Here is a 15,426-nt window from a genome sequence, read left to right as displayed (position 1 = left end):
GCTCGGCCGGTACCGCAGCCGCGTTTCGTCATGTTCCCCGGCGACCGCCGGCCGACGGAGCGACTACCGGCTGACGGCGAAACGCATCAGGGCGTGCTCGTCGCCCTGCTTGATCTTGCCGGTCTCGTTGATCACCTGGAGCTTCCAGCCCGCGCCCTCGCGGATCGCCTTGGCGACGGCGACGCCGTTGTCCTGGGTGAGCATGCTCGGCCAGATGTCGGCGACCTGCTGCGTGCTGCCGCCCGTCGCGTCGTACACCTTGAAGCTGATGTTGCGCGCGTTGGTGAAGTTGCTGCGCTTCTTGTAGGCGGCGGCGATGAAGACGATCGACGTGATGTTCGAGGGAATCTTGGCGAACTCGACGGTCACCGTCTCGTCGTCGCCGTCACCGTGCCCGGTCTGGTTGTCCCCGCTGTGCACCAGCGAGCCGTTGCCCAGCGGGTCCAGGGAGTCCAGACCGGCCAGCCGCACCGGGTCCGCGCCCTGCAGCGCGATGGCGATCAGGTCGAGGTCCGTACCGGCCTTCTGCCGGATCTTGCCCATCAGACCGCCGCTGCTCCCGACGGTCGGGTCCCAGGACGCCCCGATGGACAGATGGGTCACCCCGCCCAGGTCCGCCGGGCCGTCTTCCTTCGTCAACGTGATCATGCCTGAGTCCTTTTGTGGCTCGACTGTTTACGTATGAAGTGTGCCTGGTGCCCCCGGAACTCGGCCCCGGAGGAAGTGGGACAGTTCCGGATGGTACGAGATCGGGGCTCGGATCAGCGGTCCTCCGGGGCCTCGGGAGCGGTGAACACGTCCCCGCGGGCGCTCAGCAGGAAGCCCGCCTGGAAACGGCTCTTGGCTCCGAGGCGCTCCATGATCTCGGCGATGTGGCGGCGGCAGGTGCGGACGGACATCCCCATGCGCTTGGCGATCGTCTGGTCGGTCAGCCCTTCGCTGAGGAGCAGGGCGATGCGCTGCTTCAGCTGATCGGCGATGTCCGCGACCTCCTGGTTGCTCCACTCCAGGGGGAACGGCGCCGCGTTGAGCCACCACAGGTCGAAGGTCTTGGCGATGAAGTGGATGAGGTTGGGCTCGCGCACGATGATGGCGGAGCCGGGGTCGCTCTCCACTCCGATGACCGCCGCCTTGCGGTCGAAGAGCAGCACGCGGATGAACTGGTCGTCGAGCGTGCGGACCTCCGCGCCCATGCGCGAGACCCGGTCGACGTACTCGCGGGTGCCCGGGCTGAACCGGGCGGTGTGCTGGTAGAGGGTGCGCATGCGGACGCCGCTCCTCAGCATGGCCTCGTCCCGGGAGATGGCCTCCTCCAGGACCTCGGCGCGCCGGCCGCCGCCGGGCTGCGCGGTCAGCACCTCGGACTCGCACTTCGCCGCGAGCTCGACGATCGCCGCGCGGGTACTGCTCAGGGAGGCCAGGAACTCCACGGTGCCCCGGGAGTCGGTCCGGACCGGCTGCTCCTCGTAGACACGGCTGAATTCCAGGAGCCGGGTCCGCACGCTCTCCAGCTGCTGGCGCTGGGTGCGGATGACACGTTCCAGACGGCCGAGCACCCGCTCCCCGGCCGTCTCCGGGTCGACGGCGCGGAAGACGGTGGGGGAGGCGCGTGTGTCCTCGGCCAGCAGCCCGAGGCCCGCGAGCTGCGCGCAGTGTTCCTCGGCGGCTCCGACGTCGAGGGCGAGGGCGGCCGCCACATCGGCGGCGGTGACGGCCGTCTGGCGCAGGGCGAACCGGTAGACGGCCTGAGGGGTGTCGCCGGAAGGCTCTGCTGCGCCGATAAGTTCCGGCAATTCCATATCTCGGCCTTTCATCCCGTTCTGTCCATCGATCATCAACCTGACATGCAACTTTATGGCCCACCGGAACCGGCCACGCGCCGACGAGGTGCTGGCAGTGTGGCGGTGTGCCCACGGGGGGTGCAGAGGGGCGCCTGCGGTGCCTCTCTCGTACGAGCAGGTAAGGACACGGCTTCATGAGGCACTTCTTTCAGGCCATCAGATTCGCCGGCACGCTGGCCGTCGTCGGCGCCGTGGGCGCGGGGCTTTCCGTCGCCGCCGAGAGCCGGGGCACGGACGGCGACACCGGCTGGGGGGCTCCGGCCGTCAGGACGGCCGCCGCGGACACCGGCTGGGGGACGCCGGGCCCGAGGGCGATCGCCGCGGAGATCGGCCGGGGCGTCAACGACACCGGCTGGGGTCGCGCCGCCTGACCGCACGGCCCGACCCCACGCGGCCCGGACCCCACAGATTCGACCGCCACACGAAAGGAACAGGCTGTGAGCAACCCCTTCGAGGATGCCGAGGGTACGTACTACGTCCTGGTCAACGCCGAGAACCAGCACTCGCTGTGGCCCGGCCACGTCGAGGTGCCCGCCGGGTGGACGCAGGTGTTCGGCGCCGCCGGCCGGGAGAAGTGCCTGGCGTACATCGAGGAGTCCTGGACGGACATGCGGCCGCAGAGTCTCGTGGACGCCATGGAGAGCGCCGGTCGCTGACCCCGGCGTCGAAATGCCCGCCACCCCTCGGGGGTGGCGGGCATTTCGCGTGTCCGGTTCCTCAGCCGATCCCGGCGACCTTGTCCGCGAATTTGGTGAGGTTGTCCATCGCCCGCGCGATGCGCTCATCGAGGGTGAGCGATTCCTCGTACTGGCTGAACCTCAGCTTGGGCTGCCGCTTCCCCCGCATGTACAGGGAACAGGCGAGATCCGCGCACACGTAGATGCCCACGGTATTGCCCTGCCGGCCCATCGGGCCGGCCAGCGGTGCGACGAAGAGATTCACGCCGGACGACGAATGCCCGGTGAGGCATATCTGACACATGCTCGACTTCACCGCGCTCTTCCGGGCGGCGCTGGAAACGCGCAGGGTGATTCCGCGCGGCCCGTCGGGACCCGGCATGACGACATGTGACCGCAACAGCGCGCCGGGGTCGACCCAGCCGAGGAAGTCCAGTTCCTCCCAGGCCAGTTCGCCGAAGCCGAGCGGGAGACGCAGCCGGGACGCCTCCCCCTTGGTGCAGTTCACGAAGGAATTCCGGATGGCTTTTTCACTCAGTGGATCCATGGTGGGCAAATATATCGGAGGGCCCCCGACGGAACACGCGATTCGCCCCGGGGAACGCTGGACACCGGACAATCCCTGTCCGATTTGATCCCTTGGCTTCCGATATGCCAGGCACTCAGGTTGCTGTCATGCAGGTATGTGAGCCACCGTCGCCGCTCCTTTCCCCCGCCGTGAAGTGCAGGATCAAGTCAAGCCCGTACAGGCATACGTACGGGCTCGGCGAAATTCCGCAGAATCGATGAACTTTCTCTTTGGGGTCGGGGTAGACGTGTCTTCGCGCAGTGAATCTCAGGAAAAAGTAGAGGTATGGCTCTCGCGTGTGTTCGGGAATGCCCTCGGCCTCTCCGAGTTCGCGCCCGACGACGACTTCTTCGCCGCCGGCGGTGATTCCATCCTCGCCGCCCGGGCCGCGATGCTGATCCGCGCGAAGGCGACGGGCGAGGTGCCGCTCGCCTGGATCTTCGAGCAGCGGAGTCCCGCGAAGCTGGCGGTGCTGCTCGCCGACCTCCTCGACCCTGCGAGCCTGTCCGACCCGGCCGCCGTCCCGGCCGGCCCGGGCACCGCCCCGGACGCCCGCGAGGCCCTCCCCCTGTCCCACGCACAGGAACGGCTCTGGCTGCTGCACCAGCTGGACCCGGACTCCGCCGCCTACAACGAACCGCTCGTCCACCGCCTCCGCGGCGCGCTCGACACGGCGGCTCTGCGGACCGCGCTCCAGGGCCTGGTCGACCGCCACGAGGTCCTGCGCACCGCCCCGCGCCTGGACGGGGACCGGCCCGTACAGCGGATCGAGCCCTCGCTCCGCGCCGAGCTGCGCATCGAGGACCTGCGCGGCGGAGCGGCAGATCCCTCGGCGGCCGCCGAACGCCTCATCCGGGCGGACATCGCCACCCCCTTCGACCTGGCGGCGGCACCGCTGTTCCGGGCCACGCTGTACCGGATCGCCGAGCACGACGCCCTTCTGCAGCTCACCTTCCACCACATCGTCACCGACGGCTGGTCCACCACCCTGATCCTCGACGAACTGGCCGAGGGGTACGCGGCGGCACGGGCCGGGCGCACCCCCCGCCTGCCGGAACTTCCCGTCGGTTACGCGGACTTCGCGGCCCGGCAGCGCGCCTGGCTGGCCGACGGGGCCGGGGAGCGGCAGCTGGCGTACTGGGAGTCGGAGCTGGCCGGCGCCCCGGAGCTGTCGGCCTTCCCGACGGACCGCCCGCGCCCGGCGGCCCAGTCCTACGACGGCGACCACGTCCTGTTCACGCTGGAGCCGGAGACCGGCGACCGGGTGGCCGAGGCGAGCCGACGGCACGACGTCACGGTCTACGCGTGGCTGCTCGCCACGTTCCTGACGACGCTGCACAAATACTCCGGTCAGCGCGACCTCGTCGTCGGCACCCCGGTCGCGGGCCGGCACCACCCCGACGTCGACCGGCTCGTCGGCTTCTTCGTCAACACCGTCCCCGTCCGCTCCCGTTACCGCGACCACGACACCTTCGAGGACTTCCTGCGCAAGGTGAGCGCCACCTGCCTCGGCGCGCTGGACCACCAGGACGTGCCGTTCGAGCAGATCGTGCAGCGGCTCGGCCTCCAGGGCGTCACCAGCCACGCGCCGCTCGTGCAGACGGTCTTCGCCTACCAGGAGGGGGAGGACCTCACCCTGCGCCTGGACGGCCTGGAGACCGAGCCGGCCCGGGTGACCGGCGCGACCTCGCGCTTCGACCTGACGCTCTTCATGGCGCGGCAGCGGGACGGATCGTTCGCCTGCGACCTGGAGTTCAGCACCGACCTCTACGACCGGGCCGGCGCCGAACGCCTGGTCACCCACTTCCTCGGCCTGCTCGACCAGGTCCTCGACGCCCCCGGGGCCGGCCTCGCCCGGCACCGGCTCTGCACCCGGGCCGAGCTGGACCAGCTGGACGCCTGGAACGACACCGCCGTGGACTTCCCCGCGGACCGGGCCCTGCACGAGCTGATCGAGGACCGGGTCGACGCGGACCCGGACGCCGTCGCCGTCGTCCACGAGGACGCCGAGCTCACCTACGCGGAGCTGGACGCGCACGCCAACCGCCTGGCGCACCACCTGGGGCGGCTCGGGGTCGGGCCGGACGACGTGGTCGGCGTGTGCATGGACCGGTCGACGGAGCTGGTCGTGTCGCTCCTCGCCGTCCTCAAGGCGGGGGCCGGCTATCTGCCCCTGGACCCGGAGGCCCCCCGCCGGCGGCTGACCCAGATCATGGCGGACGCCCGGGCGGAGGTCTGCCTCACCCTCGGCCACCAGGCGGAGCGGGCCCCGGAGGCGGCCCACGTGGTCCGCGTCGACGAGGACCACGAGGCTCTCGCGGCCTGCCCCGCGCACCGGCCAGCAGTCCCCGTGCACCCGGAGAACCTGGTCTCGGTGTACTACACCTCCGGCTCGACCGGGGCACCCAAGGGGGTCGCCAGCAGCCACGGGGGCTGGGTCAACCGGATGGTCTGGATGCAGAAGCAGCACGCCCTGCGCCCGGGCGAGACCGTCCTGCACAAGACGACGCTCACCTTCGACGACTCGGCGCTCGAACTCTTCTGGCCGCTGATGTACGGCGGCCGGATCGCGCTCATCGGGCCGGGCCTGCACCGCGACCCGCAGGCGGTCCTGGCCGCCGCCACGACGTACCGGACGGTCCTCCTCCAGACCGTGCCCAGCATGCTGAACCTGCTGATGGACCAGATCACCCCGGACGAGCGGACCGCGCTCGGCTCCCTGCGCAACACGGTCTCCAGCGGCGAGGCCCTCACCCCCGCGTCCGTGCGGCGCTTCCACGAGACCATGCCCGGGGCCCTGCACAACACCTGGGGCGCCACCGAGGTCTCCATCGACTCCACCATCCGTACCTGTGGGGCCGCCGACGCCGAGGACAGCGGCGCGGTGAGCGTCGGGTCGCCGTTCGACAACAACACCGTCCATGTCCTCGACGCGGCGTACGCCCCACTGCCCGTCGGGGTCACCGGAGACCTGTACATCGGCGGCGCCGGCCTGGCCCGCGGGTATCTCCACGACCCGGTGAAGACCGCCCAGGCGTTCGTGGCCAGCCCCTTCGGCACCGGGGAGCGGCTCTACCGCACCGGCGACCAGGGCTACCTGCGGCCCGACGGCTCGATCAAGTTCGTCGGGCGCAACGACCACCAGATCAAGGTCCGGGGCATGCGGGTCGAGCTGGGCGAGATCGAGTCCGTGCTCCGCGACCACCCCCGGGTGCGGGACGCCGTGGTGGTCGCCCGGCGCACCCCCTCCGGGCAGTACCGGCTGAGCGGTTACGTGGCCGGGGGCGGGCAGGACGGCGCGCCGACCGTGGAGTCGCTGCGGGCGCATCTGGCCGAGTGGCTCCCGGACCACATGAGGCCGCCGTTCCTGGTCGTCATGGACCGGCTGCCGCTCAACGCCAACGGCAAGACCGACCGTCACCAACTGCCCGACCCGGGCGAGGACATGAGTGCCGGGCAGGGCGAAAGGGCCGCTCTCGAAGGGCCGGTCCAGCGGGCCGTCGGCGAGATCTGGTGCGAGGTGCTGGAGGTCGCGGCCGTCGGCGCGGACGACGCCTTCTTCGACCTGGGCGGCCATTCGCTGCTGGCCACCCGGGTGACCGGGCGGCTCCGCGACCGCTTCGGCCTGGAGCTGCCGCTGCGCACCGTGTTCGACCGGCCGGTGCTGCGGGACTTCGCCGACGAGGTGGACCGGAACCTCAGGGAAAAGATCAGCGGAATGAGCATGGACGAGATGCGCTCCCTGCTCGAACTCCTGCGCTGAGCAGTGCTGAAGCCGCCGGACACCGAGGGACATCGAAGGACATCGAGGGATGGGGACGTCGTGACGACCGGACTGCCTGGAGCAGCCGAACCGGAATTCTATGAGTTCCGCGCTTCGCGGGCACAGCACCGCATGTACTTCCTGCAGCAGCTGGCCGGGGACGCGCCGACGTACCACCTGCCGCTCTTCCACCGGCTGGACGGCGAGGTGGACAGCCGGGCGCTGCGCGGGGCCGCCGAGGCCCTCGTACAGCGGCACGAGGCCCTGCGCACCACGTTCGCGGCCCGTGAGGGCGAGCTGTTCCAGCTGATCAGCCCGGACGCCGGCTTCGAGTGGCGGGAACGCGACGTCAGGGGCGCCGAGGACCCGGAGGCGGCGGCCGAGGCCTGGATACGGGACGAGGCGGCCCGCCCGTTCGACCTGGCCCGAGGCCCGCTGTTCCGGGCCGGGCTGCTGCGCGTCGGCGACCGGGACGCGGTGCTGCTGCTCGGCATGCACCACATCGTCGCGGACGGCTGGTCGACGGAGATCCTGCTCCGCGAGTTCACCGGGACGTACACCGCCCTGGTCAACGGCGAGGACGCGGCGGCCGACGAGGAGCCGGAGTTCCAGTACGCGGACTACTCCGCCTGGCAGGACGAATGGCTGGAGAGCCCGCAGGCGAAGCGGCAGCGGGAACACTGGGAGGCGGAGCTGGCGGGCGAACTGCCCGTCCTGCGGCTGCCCGTGACCCGCCCGCCGGGCCCGGACGCACACCCCGGGCACGGCACGCCCGCACCGGCCACGCGGGGCGCCGGAGCCGACCTCGCCTTCCCGCTGCCCTCGGCGGCCCGGGAGCTGCGCGAGCTGTGCGCGGAGGCGAACGCCACGTTCTTCATGGGCCTGCTCGCGGCCTTCGACATCCTGCTGAGCCGCTACACGGGACGCGACGACATCGTCGTCGGCACTCCGATCGCGGGGCGTCACCGCGACGAGTTCGCCGACACCGTGGGGCTGTTCATCAACACCACGGTGTTCCGCGCCGATCTGTCGGCGGACCCGACGTTCCGCGAACTCCTCGCCCAGGTACGCGACCGGGTGCTGGCGGCCCAGGGGCAGCAGGACCTCCCCTTCGAGGAACTGGTCCGGATGAAGAACCCGGACCGCTCCGCCGACGCCTCGCCGCTCTTCCAGGTGATGTTCGGCATGAACGAGACCGGTGACGAGGAGCTGCGGCTGCCGGGGATCACCGCCCGGCCCGTGCCCGTGGACTCCGGCACCGCCAAGTTCGACCTCACCCTCGATGTGGCGGAGACCCCGGACGGCGGGGCCTCGGGCGTCTTCGAGTACCGCACCGACCTGTTCGACGCCCGGATCGTCGGGGCGCTGGCCGAGCACTACGGGCGGCTGATCGAGGACGTCGTCGCGCACCCGGACGCCCCGGTGTCCTCGCTGCGGATGCTGTCCGACGCGCAGTACGCGGAGCTGGCCCCGCCGCCGGCCCCCGGCCGTACCGACGCTCCCCCGGAGCCGGTCCACGAGCGCTTCGCCCGGTGGGCCGCCCGGACGCCCGACGCGGTGGCCCTCGTCGACGGCGGCACCACGATCGGCTACGCGGAACTGGACGCCCGCGCGGACCGCCTCGCCCACCGGCTGCGCGCGCACGGCGTCGGACCGGGGACCCTGGTCGGCCTGAGCATGGAGCGGTCCGCCGCCCTGGTGACCGGGCTGCTGGCCGTCCTGAAGGCCGGCGGCGCCTACGTACCCCTGGACCCGGCCTATCCCGTGGAGCGGCTGCGCCACATGGTCGAGGACTCCGGGCTCCGCACGATCCTCACCGGGGGCGGGGTTCCGCGGTGGTGGGAGGGGTTCGACGGAGACGTCCTGGACGCCGAGGACACGGCTGCGGACGGTCCGGCGGGTCCTCCGCCCGGCGGTGCGGGCCCGGACGACCTCGCCTACGTCATCTACACCTCGGGCTCGACCGGCCGCCCCAAGGGCGTGCTGATCCCGCACCGCAACGTCAGCCGGCTGTTCACCTCCACCGACCGGTGGTTCGGGTTCGGCGAGCGGGACGTGTGGACGCTGTTCCACAGTTACGCCTTCGACTTCTCGGTCTGGGAGCTGTGGGGAGCGCTCGCCCACGGCGGCCGGCTCGTCATCGTGCCGTACGAGACGAGCCGCGAGCCCGCCGCGTTCCTGCGGCTGCTGCGCGAGCAGCGGGTCACGGTGCTCAACCAGACGCCCTCCGCCTTCTACCAGCTGATCCGCGCCGAGCAGGCCGAGGGAGCGGCGGCGGGGGAACTCGCCCTGCGTCAGGTGATCTTCGGCGGTGAGGCGCTCGATCCGCACGCCCTGCGCGACTGGTTCGCCCGGCACGGTGATGTCACGCCCCGGCTGGTCAACATGTACGGGATCACCGAGACGACCGTGCACGTCACCTACCGCCCGATCACGCTGGACGACCTGCGGGCCGGCGCCGGCAGCGTCATCGGCGAGCCCATCGACGACCTCCGGCTGTACGTCCTGGACCGGCACGGCTCGCCCGTACCGCCCGGGGTGACCGGTGAGCTGTACGTCGGCGGGAGCGGCCTGGCCGACGGCTATCTCAACCGGCCCGAACTGACCGCCGAACGCTTCGTCCCCCACCCCTTCGCCCCCGACCCCACCACCGGCTCCGGCGAGCGGCTCTACCGCACCGGCGACCTGGCCCGCCGGCTGCCCGACGGCGACCTGGAGTACGGCGGCCGGATCGACTCGCAGATCCAGCTGCGCGGCTTCCGCGTGGAGCTGGGCGAGGTGGAGTCGGCCCTCACCGAGCACGAGGACGTCCACGAGTCCGTCGTGGTGCTGCGCACCGACACGGAGGGGCACGCCTCGCTCGCCGCGTACGTCACCGCGCGCGGCGCGGACCTGGACACCGAGGCCCTGCGCGGCCACGCGGCCCGCCGGCTCCCCGGCTACATGATCCCGTCCACCTTCACGGTGCTGCCGGAGTTCCCGCTCACCGCGAACGGCAAGGTGGACCGGGCGAAGCTCCCCGACCCGGCGCACCGCGCGGCGCGCCGCGAGGCGGAGTTCACCGGACCGAGCACTCCGGCCGAGGAGGCGCTGGCCGCGGTGTGGGCACGCGCCCTCGGCGTGGAGCGGGTGGGCGTGGACGACAACTACTTCGCCCTCGGCGGCGACTCCATCCGCTCCATCCGGCTGCTGTCGCTGGCGCGCGAGGCGGGTCTGGAGATCGGCTTCACCGATCTGATGACCCACCAGACCGTGCGCACGCTCGCCGCCGTCGCCCGCACCCCCGAGGAGCCCGCCGACCGACGGACGTACCGCCCCTTCTCGCTGCTGTCGGCCGCCGACCGGGCCCGGGTGCCGGACGGTGTCGCCGACGCCTGTCCGATGACCCGGCTCCAGGGCGGGATGCTCTTCCACAGCGACCTGTCCGGTACGGGCACGGAGTACCACAACGTCTCCACGTACCGCCTGGAAGCCGGTTTCTGCGAGCGGTCCTGGCGCGACACGGTCGCCGGCCTGCTGCGGCGGCACGAGATCCTGCGGACCTCCTTCGACCTGAGCCGCTTCGACGAGCCGATGCAGCTGGTGTGGGAGCGGGCGCCGCTGCCGCTGACGTTCGAGGATCTGCGCGGGCTGACCGGGGCGGAGCTGGACGCGGCGGTGGACCGCCGGTTCGAGCGGGAGCGTGCCGCGCTGTTCGACCCGCTGACGGCGCCCCTGATCCGCTTCCATGTGCAGCGCCTGACGGACGACACCCTCCAGCTGTTCATCAGCGAGCACCACGCGATCCTCGACGGCTGGAGCGAGCGCTCCCTCTTCGCCGAGCTGCTTCTCGGCTACGGCCGGGGGCTCGCCGGAGCCGCACCGCAGACCGCGCCCCCGCCGGCCGCCCGCTTCGCCTCCTACGTACGCCTGGAGCGCGAGGCGATCGCCGACGAGGAGAGCCGCCGCTTCTGGGCGGAGCAGCTCGCCGGGTCGACGCTGACCCGGCTGCCCGGCGCCCCCGCCCGGGAGTCCGCCCGTGCGGTCATGGAGATCGACGAGCGGCCGGTACCCGATGCGGTGCACCGGGGTCTCACCGCGCTCGCCCGCGACCTCGGGGTCCCGCTGCGGACCGTGCTGCTCGCCGCGCACCTGCGCGTGCTGTCCCTGCTGACCGGGACCGACGACGTCGTCACCGGCGCGGTCCTGGGCGGGCGCAGCGAGGAGCGCGACGGCGATCTGGCCCTCGGCGTCTTCCTCAACACGCTGCCCGTGCGGGCCCGGTTGGCCGGTGGCACCTGGGCCGATCTGGTGCGGGACACAGCGGAGGCGGATCTCGCGATCCAGCGGCACCGCAGGTTCCCGCTCTCCGAGATCGTGCGGGAGGCCGGTACGTCCGAGCTCTTCGAGGCGTTCTTCAACTACACCCACTTCCACGTCGAGGCGTTGGTGTCGGAAGGGTCCGACGGGTCGCCGGTGCGGGTGCTCGGCGAACGCGGGATCGCCCACACCAACTTCCCCTTCGGCGCCGAGTTCTTCCGCGACGGCACCGACGGCGCGCTCGGGCTCGGACTGCGCCACGACGCCGGCCGCTTCGACGCGGAGAGCGTCGAGCGGGCCCACGGGTACTACGCCGCCGCGCTCGCCGCCCTGGCCACCGACCCGGAGGCCCGCTACGAGAGCGCCGATCTGCTCTCCCCGGCGGAACACCGCGCCCTGGCGGCGGCGAACGCCACCGCCGAGGTCTTCGACCGCCCCCATGTGCTGCACACCCTGGTCGAGGAGCAGGCCCGGCACACGCCGGACGCACCGGCCGTGCGCTACGACGGACAGACCCTCACCTACCGCGAACTGGACGAGCGGGCGGACCTGTTGGCGGCCCGGCTGCGGGCGCGGGGCGCGGGCCCCGGTCGCTTCGTGGCGGTCCTGGTGGAACGCTCCCTGGAGCTTCCGGTCCTGCTGCTCGCGGTGCTGAAGTCCGGCGCCGCCTACGTGCCGCTCGACCCGGACCACCCCGAGCAGCGCCTGCGCGGGATCCTGGACGACGCGGGCATCTCCCTGGTGATCTCTGTGTCCCCCTGGGACGCGAAGATCGCCGGGCCCGGCGTCGAGGTCGTCCGGCCCGGGGAGCCCGGGGACACCGGCGCTGCCGCGAGCGCTCAGGCGGCCCCCGGACCCGCCGACCCCGCGTACATGATCTTCACCTCGGGCTCGACCGGGAAGCCCAAGGGAGTCGTGGTCTCCCACCGGGCGATCGCCAACCGGCTCCTGTGGATGCAGCGCGCCTACGGGCTGCGCCCGGGCGAACCGGTGCTGCACAAGACACCCACCACGTTCGACGTATCGGTCTGGGAGCTGTTCTGGCCCCTGCTCGCGGGGGGCGTCCTCGTCGTCGCGAAGCCCGGCGGGCACCGCGATCCGGCGTACCTCGCGGCACTGATCGAGGCGGAGTCCGTCACCACGGCGCACTTCGTGCCCTCCATGCTCCAGGCGTTCGTGGAGGACCCGGCCACCGCCGGGTGCACGGGGCTGACCCGGGTCGTCTGCAGCGGCGAGGCACTCCCGTACGACCTCCAGGAACGTTTCCTGGCCCGGTTCCCCGCCGCGCTGCACAATCTGTACGGGCCGACCGAGGCGGCCGTCGACGTCACCCACTGGACGTGCGTCGACGACGGCTCCGGCATCGTGCCCATCGGCCGGCCGGTCGCCAACACCGAACTGCACGTCCTGGACGGGCACGGGCTGCCCGTCCCCCAGGGCGTGACCGGCGAGCTGTATCTCGGCGGCGTCCAGCTCGCCGAGGGCTACCACCGGCGGCCCGATCTGACCGGGGCGAGCTTCGTCCGGCACACCGACGCCCAAGGGGTGACCCGGCGGCTCTACCGCACCGGCGACCTCGTCCGGCGGCTGCCGGGCGGCGCGCTGGAGTACCGCGGCCGGACCGACGCGCAGATCAAGCTCCGCGGCTTCCGTATCGAGCTCGGCGAGATCGAGGCCGTCCTCTCGGCCCACCCGTCGGTGGCCGAGTGCGCGGTGCTGCTGCGCGAGGAGCGGCTGGCCGCCTACTACGTGCCGGCTCCCGGTCCCGCCCCCGAACCGGCCGCGCTCGCCGCCCACCTGGCGGCCGCCCTGCCCGCCTACATGGTGCCCACCGCCTGGTCCCCGCTGGCCGCGATGCCGCTCACGCACAGCGGCAAGCTGGACCGCAAGCGGCTGCCCGATCCGGCCGCCGCCCCGACCGGGGCCCGTCCCGCCGCGCCGCCCCGCGACGCCCGGGAAACCCGGCTGCTGGAGATCTGGGCCGCGTTGCTGGGGCGGAGCGGTCTCGGGATCCACGACGACTTCTTCGACGCGGGCGGCCACTCCCTGCTGGCCCTGCGCCTGATCTCCCGGATCAACGCGGCGTACGGCACCGGGCTCGGCGTCTTGGCCGTCCTGGCGCACCCGACGGTCGCCCGGCAGGCCGCCCTGCTGCGCGACGGGCGCGGCACGGACGGCCGCCCCGGCGCGGCCGTGCGCCTCTCGGGCGGCGGCGGGCAGCCTCCGCTGTTCCTCGTCCACCCGGTCGGCGGGGGTGTCCTGTGCTACCGGGAGGCCGCCGCCGTGCTCGGGACCGGCCGGGCCGTCCACGGACTGCCCGCGCCCGGACTGACCCCGGGAACACCGCCGCCGGCGAGCGTGCGGGAGCTGGCCGACCTCGGGCTCCGGGCCGTCCGGGAGGTCCAGCCGGCCGGCCCCTACCGGCTCGGCGGCTGGTCGTTCGGCGGTCTGGTGGCGTACGAGATGGCCCACACGCTCACCGAACAGGGCGAGGACGTCGCGCTGCTGGCCCTGCTGGACACCGGTTTCCCCGGGAACGGCGGTGCCCCCGACACCCTGTTGGCCGACTTCGCCGAGGACCTCCTGAGGTCTGCCGGGCTCTCCGTGCCGGAGCCGGCGGCCGCGTCCCTGGCCGCAGCGCAGGCGGCCGGGAACGAGGAGGACGGGCTGCGCATCGTCCGGGACGAGCTGTCCCGGCAGGACGCGGGAGCCGGGCTCACCCCCGGTGAACTCGCCCGCCACTACGCGGTGTTCCGGGCGAACACGCTCGCCGCCGCGGCCTACCGGCCCCCCGCCCACCGGGGAGCCGTGCACTTCTACCAGAGCACGGACGGGGCGCGGCTCGGCTCCGCGCAGGCCTGGGCGCAAGCCGTCCAGGGGCCGCTCGTCGTGCGTGACCTCGACACCGACCACTACGGGATCGTGCGCGGCGCGCACATCCGGGAGACAGCGAAAGACATGGAAAAGATCATGGGCGAAGGGCTGAACCGGTGACGGAGAAGAAATCGAGTCTGTGGCGGCACGCGGACTTCCGGAACCTGTGGCTCGGCCTGACCGCCTCGCTGTTCGGCTCCAAGGTCACCGCCGTGGCGGTCCCGCTGATCGCGGCCGTCTCCCTCTCGGCGACCCCGTTCGAGATGGGTGTCCTGGTCGCGTCGGAGACCCTGCCGTACCTCTTCATCAGCCTGTTCGTCGGCGTCTGGCTGGACCGCAGTCCCAAGCGGCCCATCCTCATCCTCACCGACGTGCTGCGCGCCGTGCTGCTGCTGATCATCCCGGTGGCCTGGGCGGGTGACTTCCTCACCTTCCCGCTGCTGCTCGTCGTGTCGCTGCTCATCGGCGCCTGCACCGTGGTGTCCGACATCGGCAGCTCCTCCTATCTGCCGCTGCTCATCGACCGCAGGCACCTCGTCGACGGCAACAGCAAGCTCGAACTGAGCAGCTCCGCCTCGGACATCGGCGGCAACGCCGTCGGCGGCGCCCTGCTCCAGGTCATCTCCGCGCCGTTCGCGGTGATCATCAACGCGGTGACGTACCTCGTCTCGGCGGTCTTCACCGGACTCATCGCCCACCGGGAGGAGAAGCCGGCCCCGTCCGAGGCCGCGGACGCGCCCGCGCCGCAGACCATCTGGCGGGACATCGTCGAGGGCGCGGAGCCGATCCTGCGGAACCGGGTGATCCGCACCCTGGTCACCGCGACCCTGCTGTTCAACCTGTTCACCCTGGTCATCGAGCCGGTGTTCCTGATCTTCATCACCCGGACCCTGGGGCTCGAACCCTTCTACATCGGGCTGGTCTTCGCCTCCTCCGGTGCGGGCGCCCTGGTCGGCGCGCTGATCGCGGAGCGGGCGAGCGACTGGCTGGGCGTCGGCCGGGCCATGGTGTTCTCGCTCGGGCTCGCGGGGGTCACCGCCCTGCTGATCCCGGTGGCCACCCTGCTCCCCAAGGTCGTCGCCGCGCTCCTGATCGTCGTCATGTACTTCGTCGACGCCGCCATGGTGATCGTCTACAACGTCAACCAGCGCAGCCTGCGCACGGCGCTCACACCCGACCGGCTGCTGGGCCGGATGAACGCCTCGATCCGCATGATCGTCATGGGCATCACGCCGGTCGGCGCCCTCGCCGGCGGACTCCTCGGCGGCTGGATCGGCACCCAGCAGACGCTGCTGCTCGGCGCGGTCGGCGTCCTGCTCTCCGCGGTCGTCCTGCTCCTGTCCGACGTCCGCTCGGTGCGGGTCATTCCCGAACACCACCCCGAAACGGTCTGAGGGACACCCC

General features: G+C 72.1%; 8 protein-coding genes. 5 read left to right on the top strand and 3 right to left on the bottom strand.

Annotated elements, in window-relative coordinates:
* Positions 1-63: 63 nt before the first annotated feature.
* Positions 64-648: a TerD family protein gene (locus ACFWRV_RS21595; protein ID WP_384336900.1), complete on the bottom strand. Its 585-nt coding sequence runs from the start codon at positions 646-648 to the stop codon at positions 64-66.
* Between the two features lie 113 nt (positions 649-761).
* Positions 762-1,799 (bottom strand): LuxR C-terminal-related transcriptional regulator, encoded by a 1,038-nt coding sequence (locus ACFWRV_RS21590; RefSeq protein WP_384336898.1) that lies wholly within the window; start codon positions 1,797-1,799, stop codon positions 762-764.
* Between the two features lie 176 nt (positions 1,800-1,975).
* Between ACFWRV_RS21590 and ACFWRV_RS21585 the strand changes: the two genes are divergently transcribed.
* Both ACFWRV_RS21585 and ACFWRV_RS21580 read left to right on the top strand, forming a co-directional pair.
* Complete coding sequence (locus ACFWRV_RS21585; protein WP_384336896.1) at positions 1,976-2,212, top strand: hypothetical protein; 237 nt, start codon at positions 1,976-1,978, stop codon at positions 2,210-2,212.
* Positions 2,213-2,278: 66 nt separating this feature from the next.
* Entirely contained in the window at positions 2,279-2,497 is a 219-nt protein-coding gene (locus ACFWRV_RS21580) for an MbtH family protein (RefSeq protein ID WP_384336894.1), read from the top strand.
* Between the two features lie 61 nt (positions 2,498-2,558).
* Here the strand turns inward: ACFWRV_RS21580 and ACFWRV_RS21575 are convergent, their stop codons facing one another.
* Positions 2,559-3,065, bottom strand: coding sequence for an FBP domain-containing protein (locus ACFWRV_RS21575; protein ID WP_384336892.1), 507 nt, complete (start codon positions 3,063-3,065; stop codon positions 2,559-2,561).
* 319 nt (positions 3,066-3,384) lie between these two features.
* Between ACFWRV_RS21575 and ACFWRV_RS21570 the strand changes: the two genes are divergently transcribed.
* The 3 genes from ACFWRV_RS21570 to ACFWRV_RS21560 are packed head-to-tail and all read left to right on the top strand — an operon-like array spanning position 3,385 to position 15,416.
* Positions 3,385-6,849, top strand: coding sequence for an amino acid adenylation domain-containing protein (locus ACFWRV_RS21570; RefSeq protein WP_384336890.1), 3,465 nt, complete (start codon positions 3,385-3,387; stop codon positions 6,847-6,849).
* A 3-nt stretch (positions 6,850-6,852) separates the two neighbouring features.
* A complete protein-coding gene (locus tag ACFWRV_RS21565) occupies positions 6,853-14,142 on the top strand; it encodes an amino acid adenylation domain-containing protein (RefSeq protein ID WP_384336888.1) in 7,290 nt (2,429 codons plus the stop codon).
* Complete coding sequence (locus ACFWRV_RS21560; protein ID WP_384336886.1) at positions 14,139-15,416, top strand: MFS transporter; 1,278 nt, start codon at positions 14,139-14,141, stop codon at positions 15,414-15,416. Before ACFWRV_RS21565 ends, ACFWRV_RS21560 begins: the two co-directional genes overlap by 4 nt.
* Positions 15,417-15,426: the final 10 nt, after the last annotated feature.

The sequence above is a fragment of the Streptomyces sp. NPDC058576 genome (genome assembly GCF_042718715.1).
In the GTDB taxonomy this organism is placed as follows: domain Bacteria; phylum Actinomycetota; class Actinomycetes; order Streptomycetales; family Streptomycetaceae; genus Streptomyces.
The sequence above is the reverse complement of the archived record's forward strand: the minus strand, read 5'-3'. Positions and strand labels throughout refer to the sequence as shown.